8 protein-coding genes and 1 tRNA gene are annotated in these 7,551 nt (G+C 58.6%); 8 read left to right on the top strand and 1 reads right to left on the bottom strand.

Features of this window, described 5'->3' with window-relative positions:
* Window positions 1-46 precede the first annotated feature (46 nt).
* From WA845_RS15105 to WA845_RS15070, 8 genes are all read left to right on the top strand, one after another.
* A tRNA-Met gene (locus WA845_RS15105) sits at window positions 47-123 on the top strand.
* A gap of 494 nt (window positions 124-617) precedes the next feature.
* Window positions 618-1,046, top strand: coding sequence for an acetyl-CoA carboxylase biotin carboxyl carrier protein (locus tag WA845_RS15100; RefSeq protein ID WP_112555440.1), 429 nt, complete (start codon window positions 618-620; stop codon window positions 1,044-1,046).
* Window positions 1,046-2,428 carry an acetyl-CoA carboxylase biotin carboxylase subunit gene (locus tag WA845_RS15095; protein ID WP_174151630.1) on the top strand — a complete coding sequence of 461 codons (1,383 nt, stop codon included), beginning with the start codon at window positions 1,046-1,048 and terminating at the stop codon, window positions 2,426-2,428. The genes WA845_RS15100 and WA845_RS15095 overlap by 1 nt, the downstream gene beginning before the upstream one ends.
* On the top strand, window positions 2,425-2,841 hold the full coding sequence (locus WA845_RS15090; protein WP_022563502.1) for an acetyl-CoA carboxylase biotin carboxyl carrier protein: 417 nt from the start codon (window positions 2,425-2,427) through the stop codon (window positions 2,839-2,841). Before WA845_RS15095 ends, WA845_RS15090 begins: the two co-directional genes overlap by 4 nt.
* On the top strand, window positions 2,838-3,545 hold the full coding sequence (gene pxpB / locus WA845_RS15085) for a 5-oxoprolinase subunit PxpB (RefSeq protein WP_044459725.1): 708 nt from the start codon (window positions 2,838-2,840) through the stop codon (window positions 3,543-3,545). The genes WA845_RS15090 and pxpB overlap by 4 nt, the downstream gene beginning before the upstream one ends.
* On the top strand, window positions 3,542-4,537 hold the full coding sequence (locus WA845_RS15080; protein WP_112555444.1) for a biotin-dependent carboxyltransferase family protein: 996 nt from the start codon (window positions 3,542-3,544) through the stop codon (window positions 4,535-4,537). Before pxpB ends, WA845_RS15080 begins: the two co-directional genes overlap by 4 nt.
* Window positions 4,538-4,556: 19 nt before the next feature.
* On the top strand, window positions 4,557-5,324 hold the full coding sequence (locus WA845_RS15075) for a 5-oxoprolinase subunit PxpA (RefSeq protein ID WP_004438027.1): 768 nt from the start codon (window positions 4,557-4,559) through the stop codon (window positions 5,322-5,324).
* Between the two features lie 48 nt (window positions 5,325-5,372).
* Window positions 5,373-6,578: a pyridoxal phosphate-dependent aminotransferase gene (locus WA845_RS15070; RefSeq protein ID WP_044459727.1), complete on the top strand. Its 1,206-nt coding sequence runs from the start codon at window positions 5,373-5,375 to the stop codon at window positions 6,576-6,578.
* A gap of 44 nt (window positions 6,579-6,622) precedes the next feature.
* On the opposite strand, the gene nac is transcribed toward WA845_RS15070, so the two are convergent.
* Window positions 6,623-7,528, bottom strand: a complete 906-nt coding sequence (gene nac, locus WA845_RS15065; RefSeq protein WP_004438029.1) for a nitrogen assimilation transcriptional regulator NAC — start codon at window positions 7,526-7,528, stop codon at window positions 6,623-6,625.
* Window positions 7,529-7,551: the final 23 nt, after the last annotated feature.

Raw genomic sequence — 7,551 nt, 5'->3', positions numbered from 1 at the left:
AAGCAACGACGTAACCGCGACATTCGGCCTTGCCGAATGCGCTGGACGCGGGGTGGAGCAGCCCGGTAGCTCGTCAGGCTCATAACCTGAAGGCCGCAGGTTCAAATCCTGCCCCCGCAACCAAAACAACAATCCAAAGACAAAACAGATAAAGCATAGTCTCACGGCATCCGGAAAGTGGATGCTGTCGGCCGAATGGTCCGGCATGCCTGTGCGCGCGACCAGTTTAATATCAAGACGCCGGCGACACCGGAATGGGACGAGCGGATGTCAGATGAGTAGGCGGCAGCGGGCGAGATGGTGTATTAAATAGGACCTGAATTGTTTACGGCAAGCAATCCGGCCGGTCTCCCGCGTCAATCCTTAAAAAGCGCGGGTCTTCCGAAATTTCGACCGGGACAGCGGCTCCGCTCTGCAACCCGCAATGACTCAGACCTCTGTCGCCTTCGCGGTGGACTACGATCCAACTCGAACGGCGACGTGGAATTGCTGTCACCCATCAAAAATTCCTTTGACCCCATCGGTGTGTCCTTCGCGTAAGTTGGCATGTGTGCCGATGACGATCCGCCATGCCCGGTGGTTCGCTCAAGCGGCTCCCAACACTGTTGAGTATGATAATGGACCTGCCAAAAATAAAAACATTGATCGATTTTGTTGGAAAGTCGCCCGTTAGTAGTCTGTTCGTGACCGAAGACGGTGTCACGGTTCGCATATTCAAAACGGTAGGTGACGTCGCTAAAGCGACGCCAGAAAGACAGAACGAGGACGTGCAACCGTCTATCGCGCAGATGTTGGAAGAACGTACCGTTCGGGGCAGGGCAATCCGCGCGCCGGTTTTTGGCATTCTCCACCGCGCTCCCGCTCCAGGCGAAGGTCCCTTTGTGGAACATGACGACACGGTGGAAGCGGGACAGACACTTTTCATTATCGAAGCGATGAAAGTCTTCAATAAGATTGCTGCGCCATGCGCGGGTCGCGTTACTTACCTTACTGCCACGGATGGTGGCGAGGTAGACGTAGATGAACTTCTGGCGGAGATCGCCTGATGCGCGAGAATTCTGCCGTTCCCCGCCCGCTCTTCGATACAGTACTCATTGCCAATCGTGGGGAGATAGCCGTTCGGATTCGCCGAGCCTGCCACGCCTTGGGTTTAAAGACAGTCACAATTTGCTCGGAAGCGGACAGGAACGCCTCCTCTAGCGAGACGGAAGACGGTTTTCTGTGTATCGGCCCGGCCAATGCGAGCAAGAGCTATCTCAATAGGGACGCGATCCTCCTCGCGGCCCGCCTTACCGGCGCGGACGCGATTCATCCCGGCTATGGATTTCTCTCCGAAAACGCCGCTTTCTCGCGGGCCGTCGAGAATGCGGGAATGGTCTTCATTGGCCCCGATGAATGCGCCATTGCGACGATGGGAGACAAGATTGCCGCAAAGCGTGCAATGATCGCTGCAGGCGTTCCCTGTGTGCCCGGCCCTGACGCGGCTTTGCCCGATGACGGTGAGCTTGTTTCCCAGATTGCTGCGGATATCGGCTACCCGGTCATCATCAAGGCCGCTGGTGGCGGCGGCGGGCGGGGAATGCGTGTGGTACATGGCCCAAGTGAGTTGAATGAGGCGTTCACCGTCACACGCGAAGAGGCGCGGCAGGCGTTCGGTAATGCCGACCTCTATATGGAAAAATTCCTCCTGCATCCACGACATATCGAAATCCAGGTATTGTGCGACAGGTATGGTAACGCTGTATGGCTCGGCCATCGCGACTGCTCCATGCAACGCCGCCATCAGAAGGTGGTGGAGGAGGCGCCTGCGCCGGGCATCACCGCGGAGATCGTCGAGCCCGTCGGGCTCGCTTGCGTGAAAGCCTGTCGACAAATTGGCTATCGCGGGGTCGGCACCTTCGAGTTTCTTTACGAAGATGGCAAGTTCTACTTTATCGAGATGAATACGCGCCTTCAGGTCGAGCATCCCGTCACTGAGATGACGAGCGGCATCGATATCGTGCAGGCGCAGATTAGGTCCGCGCAGGATGAGCGGCTGCCGCTGCGCCAGATAGATATAGTTTGCGAAGGGCACTCCTTCGAGTGCCGTATCAACGCGGAGGACCCAAAGACAGCTCTCCCTTCCGCCGGTGTGATCACCGATCTTTCGTGGCCCGAAGGGGACGGCGTCAGGGTCGATACACACATCCACAGCGGCTACCGCGTCTCGCCCTATTACGACTCTCTCATCGCAAAACTGATCGTGCATGCACCGAGCCGCGCCGAGGCCATGGCGAAGATGAGGCATGCGCTGGCCGAGACGCGCCTGGACGGTATCTCCAGCAATCTAGCTCTTCTTCAATCCCTCTTTCAGGATCCCGGTTTTTCAGAAGGGGAAACGGACATTCATTATCTTGAGCAATGGCTTGAAGCCTGGAGCGCATCATGAGCAAGCTTGATTTTACCGATCCGGCTGTTCTGGCGGCGCTGACCGAGATGCTGGCGGATGCCAGGGTAGACGGCTTGGAAATCAGCGCTCCCGGCTGCGAAATTCGCCTTGTCGTTTCTTCATGCGGCAAGGCGGCAAAGCCTTCAGCGACGTTGCCTTCACAGAAAACCGAACCATCCAGAGCCGTCGTCAAAGCTCCGATTGCCGGCCATTTTCACGCATCTGAAGCCGATGGCGAAGATCCATTTATATCCAACAAAAAAATCGGCCAGGCGTTGGGCTCGGTCCGCATTGGCCACATCCTTGTTCCCGTTACCACCGGTCGGGCTGGTACCGTAACCCGTCAGCTTGCGGAGCATGGTGCGCTGGTGGGCTTCGGAGACCCCCTTTTCGAAATTGAGCTTCAGTCATGAGCGTGCCATCACACAACCTCTCGTCGCGCCATGAGGTGCGGCCCCTTGCAGCGGGACAGGCCAGGATTTCGTTTATCGGCTCGCGGGCTTTTCTTCTCGAGGCGCCGGGTGAATTCGACCTGCCTGCGCAGCGTTTGATCTGGGCGTTGTCTCGGGTGGTGGGCGTCTGGCCTGAGGTGGCTGAGGTCATTCCCGGCATGACCAACCTGTTGACCATTCTAGAGGACACACCCGAAAATCCGCAGGCCATTGTAGAGCGCCTCCTCGATGCGTGGGACAATGCGACAGCTCTCGATCTCGCGGGTAAAACGCACGAGATTCCCGTTCATTATGGCGGGGAACATGCGACCGACCTCGCGGCCCTCTGCGATTTTTCAGGGTTAAGTGACCGGGAGGTCGTCCGCATTCATCATCAGGCTACGTATCGCGTCTTCGCGCTGGGGAGCGCTCCCGGTTTTGGTTATCTCCATGGTCTGGACGCCCGGATCTACATGCCGCGAAAGACGGTGCCATCAATCAGAATGGAAAAGGGCTGCGTCACGATAGGGGGCATGCAGACCGGGGTGGCAATGCTTACGGGTCCCAATGGCTGGAATTCCATTGGTTATGCCGACTTGCAGATGTTCGATCCGGCTTCGGCAACCCCGGCACTGCTCGCCCCTGGCGATATTGTTCGCTTCATTCCTGAAAGGATCGAGCTATGATGGAGATTGTCGAGACAGGTCCCTTCAACACCGTACAGGATCTCGGCCGCCCCGGCTTTCGGGATATCGGCGTTTCGGCTGGCGGCGCGATGGATCCACTCGCTGCCAGCATCGGTAACATCCTCGTTGGCAATCCGGCCGGCTCCGCCACCGTCGAGGTGCAGACTTTTCCGTTCAAGCTGCGCTTTACAGTACCGAGCGTATTCGCTGTCACCGGGGCAGACGGTGTTTATCTGCTGAACGGAAAAGAGCAGTTGTCCTGGTCTGCCCGGCAGGCCCATGGAGGAGACGTTCTGGAACTGCGCCACCCTCCGAAGATGGCGCGTGCCTACATCGCCTTCGCAGGCGGCGTGGACGTGCCGCTGTTGATGGGGTCGCGCAGCACTGCTTTGCGGGGCAACTTCGGCGGTGTCGAAGGCAGATCGTTGACCACGGGCGACATTCTGCTGTTGGGCGTGGACGGGGACGGGCTGCCCCTGCCCACGGATGGACTTGCTGCGGTGACGCCCTTGCGGGCAATGGCAGATGCCTTTCCCCCCGTCCTCGAAGGTGTGCTGCAGGTCCGTGCCATCCCCGCCGGCGAGCACCATCTTTTTGGCGAAGACGCAGAGGCCTTCTGGGGCCGGGAATGGCGTATTTCCTCACGGAGCGATCGTACCGGCTATCGGCTAACCGGCGACCCGATCAAGCCCGTTATGACGGTGGAAATGCGCTCGCATGGTGTGGTGCCCGGTGTCGTTCAGGTTCCACCTGGCGGTGAGCCGATCATCCAGATGAGTGACGCGAATACTGCCGGTGGCTACCCGAAAATCGCCGGTGTGATCGAGGCAGATCTCTGGCGGCTTGGGCAGGCGCGGCCCGGCGCGACGATCAGATTTGTCAGGTCGAGCCATGACGAAGCGCGCAGGGTGGAGAAGGCGGTTGCCGCGTATATCGAGGATATCAGGCAAACTGCGCCGATGGTGAAGCGTGCCTTGAAAGCGATGGCCTGACGAAATCGGAGAAACCATGATGAAGATCGATCTCAATTCGGATATGGGCGAAGGTTTTGGACCCTACCGGCTGTGCGATGATGAGGCGATGATGAAGCTGGTTTCATCGGCAAATATCGCCTGCGGCTTTCACGCAGGCGACCACGATACCATGGCGCGGATGGTTCGACTGGCGAAGGCGAACGGGGTCGGTATCGGTGCGCATCCGGGCTTGCCCGACAGGGCCGGCTTCGGCCGGCGCGAAATCTCTTTCCAGGCGGATGAGCTGCGTCAGCAGATGCTTTACCAGCTTGGCGCGCTCATTGCTATTGCGCGGGGCGAGGGCATGACCGTTGGTCATCTCAGTTTCCATGCGGCAATGGGAAACATGGTCAATCGTGACCCGGTGCTGGCGGATGTGATGATGAGTGCGGTTTTTTCAGTAGACCCGAAGCTCGTGGTGTTCGTAACGCCGGGAAGCGAAATCGATCGCGCTGCCAGGCGCACCGGTCTGAAGACGCTTGCGTTATTTCTTGCTGACCGTGCCTATGACGCCAAAGGCGGCCTCGTCGCGCGCGGGCTTCCTGGTGCTCTCGTGAAGGATGAGGTTTCGGTGCGTACCCGCGTTCGGCGTTTCCTGAAAGAGCAGACCGTCGAAACAATCGACGGCGCAATCATCCCCATGCCCGCCCGCTCTATTCTTGTCCATAGCGACACGCCGGGTTCGCTGGAGCTTGCAGGTATTGTGCGCAGCGAAATCCTCGCCTCTGGCGCCATTCTCGCGCCAGCCTCCGAACTTGCATCCTAATGGGCTCTACGTGGCCCCGGTTCCATATCCCAGTGAAAGATCACCCTGATGCCCTCTACAGCCGATCGACTGAAAAACGTTTCCGTTTCCGCCTCCGCCGCCATGACGCAGCGCGCCAGAGAACTATCGGCGCAGGGTATAAAGGTGGTCAGCCTTTCCTCCGGCGAGCCTGATTTTCCGACGCCCGCACACGCAGTCGAGGCGGCGCATGAGGCCGCACTGAGTGGGCAGACAAAATACCCGCCAATGGACGGTACACCGCAGCTGAAGGCTGCGATTGCCCGCAAGTTCAAGCGCGACAACAACCTTATCTATGATGCCAGCCAGATCATTGTATCGGGCGGCGGTAAGCAGGTGATTTTTAATGCGATGTTGGCAACCTGCAATCCCGGCGACGAGGTTGTCATCCCAAGCCCGTCATGGGTCAGCTACGCGGACATCGTCAAATTTGCAGGCGGCGTACCGGTGGCCGTTCCCTGTGTCGAGGCAACGGGTTTCAAGCTTCGTCCGGAGGATCTGGAAGCCGCGATCACTCCCCGGACCAAATGGCTCCTCCTGAACTTTCCGAACAATCCGACGGGTGCGGCCTGCTCCCGGCGCGAGATGGCGGCGATTGCCGATGTGATGTTGCGGCATCCGCATGTTTGGATATTGACTGACGACATCTACGAGCATCTTGTCTATGACGGGTTTGAGTTCGGTACCATCGCCGATGTAGAGCCCCGCCTTTACGATCGTGTTCTGACGATGAACGGTGTTTCTAAAGCCTATGCGATGACCGGCTGGCGGCTGGGCTATTGCGCCAGCGGCTCCAGGGAGCTGATTTCGGCGATCAGCAATGTCAACGGGCAGAATAGCGGCGGTATCGCGACCGTTTCGCAGGCTGCGGCTATTGCCGCACTGGACGGCCCGCAGGATCTGCTGAAGGAACGCGCTGCCATCTATAGTGAACGCCGTGACTTCGTGTTGAGCAACCTGGCGGCGATTGACGGTCTCCGGTGCCACAGGCCGGAAGGCGCCTTTTATCTTTATCCGAACATGGCCGGCCTCATCGGCAAGACCACAAAGGGTGGCCGAAAGATTGAAAGCGATGTCGATTTCGTCATGGCACTGGTTGATGAACACCACGTTGCCACTGTCCAGGGGGCGGCTTACGGCATGAGCCCTTATTTCCGCATCTCCTATGCAACGAGCATGGATATGCTGAAGGAGGGATGTGCCCGCATTTCGCAGTTTTGCCACGACATGCGGTAATCACGATGCCGTTGCCCCGCTCTGCGGGGCAACGAGCCCGGCGGTCAGAGCTTCAGTTTCTCCGCCAGTTCCATCAATATATCCTTCACGGCGAAGGCGGGCTCCGACAGCGAGGTCTGGTCGGACATGCAGAGCGACAATGTCTCTTCGATCCGCGGTGATAATGGCCGGCAGACGATCGGTTGATTGCTTTCGGAAACAATCCGATCGGCAATCGCCTTGGGCATGATGCTTGCGCCTAGACCCATGGCGACAGCCTGGACCAGCGTCCTCACCGTTTCGATTTCGGCGACGACCTTGAGATTGATCCTGCTTCGTGTGAACGAAGTTTCCACGGCGCGACGGACGAAATTGTAGATCGGTGGCATCAGCATCGGCATACCGTCCAGCGATGCGATGGGCACCGGCTTTGCATCGGCATCGAATCCAAAATCGCGATGGGCGACCAGAAAGAACTCTTCGGTGAGAAGGGGCTGGAACTTTACCCCCTTGATGGGCCCTGTTCCGTGGATTAACGCCAATTCCAGGCGGCCGTTCATGATCATTTGGCTATATGCCTGCCCGACGCTTTCCGTCAGGTGGATGAGGATGCCCGGATGCCGCTTCCGGGTCTCGGCGAGCAGGTCAATTGAAAGGGTTGCTGCGCTGCTGAAAGGCACGAGACCTACGGAGACGCGTCCGGCAATCGAGGTGCCGGCCGCCGCGGCGTCAGCCTGTGCCTGTTCCATCTGGCGCAGGATGATTTGTGCATGTCGATACACGGCCTGACCCGCATCCGTCATGGTGACGCCCTGTTGGCTGCGGATCAGCAGTTTCTGGCCAAAGTGGTCCTCCAGCGCCGCAAGCTGCTGGCTAAGTGCCGGTTGGGCGAGATGCAAGATATCGGCCGCCCGGGTGATGCTGCCGCTATCAACGATTACGATGAAGGATTTTAAGCGTCTGATGTCCATGCTGATGCGACTGTATTGTTGTC

Source organism: Agrobacterium sp. CMT1, from assembly GCF_037203725.1.
Lineage (GTDB): Bacteria > Pseudomonadota > Alphaproteobacteria > Rhizobiales > Rhizobiaceae > Agrobacterium > Agrobacterium pusense.
This window is presented reverse-complemented; position numbering and strand designations above follow the sequence as displayed.

Excerpts from the sequence above, each read along its gene's own strand:
- WA845_RS15100 (WP_112555440.1), top strand. The coding sequence starts at position 618 with ATGGACCTGCCAAAAATAAAAACATTGATCGATTTTGTTGGAAAGTCG.
- WA845_RS15095 (WP_174151630.1), top strand. The coding sequence starts at position 1,046 with ATGCGCGAGAATTCTGCCGTTCCCCGCCCGCTCTTCGATACAGTACTC.
- WA845_RS15090 (WP_022563502.1), top strand. The coding sequence starts at position 2,425 with ATGAGCAAGCTTGATTTTACCGATCCGGCTGTTCTGGCGGCGCTGACC.
- pxpB (WP_044459725.1), top strand. The coding sequence starts at position 2,838 with ATGAGCGTGCCATCACACAACCTCTCGTCGCGCCATGAGGTGCGGCCC.
- WA845_RS15080 (WP_112555444.1), top strand. The coding sequence starts at position 3,542 with ATGATGGAGATTGTCGAGACAGGTCCCTTCAACACCGTACAGGATCTC.
- WA845_RS15075 (WP_004438027.1), top strand. The coding sequence starts at position 4,557 with ATGAAGATCGATCTCAATTCGGATATGGGCGAAGGTTTTGGACCCTAC.
- WA845_RS15070 (WP_044459727.1), top strand. The coding sequence starts at position 5,373 with ATGCCCTCTACAGCCGATCGACTGAAAAACGTTTCCGTTTCCGCCTCC.
- nac (WP_004438029.1), bottom strand. The coding sequence starts at position 7,528 with ATGGACATCAGACGCTTAAAATCCTTCATCGTAATCGTTGATAGCGGC.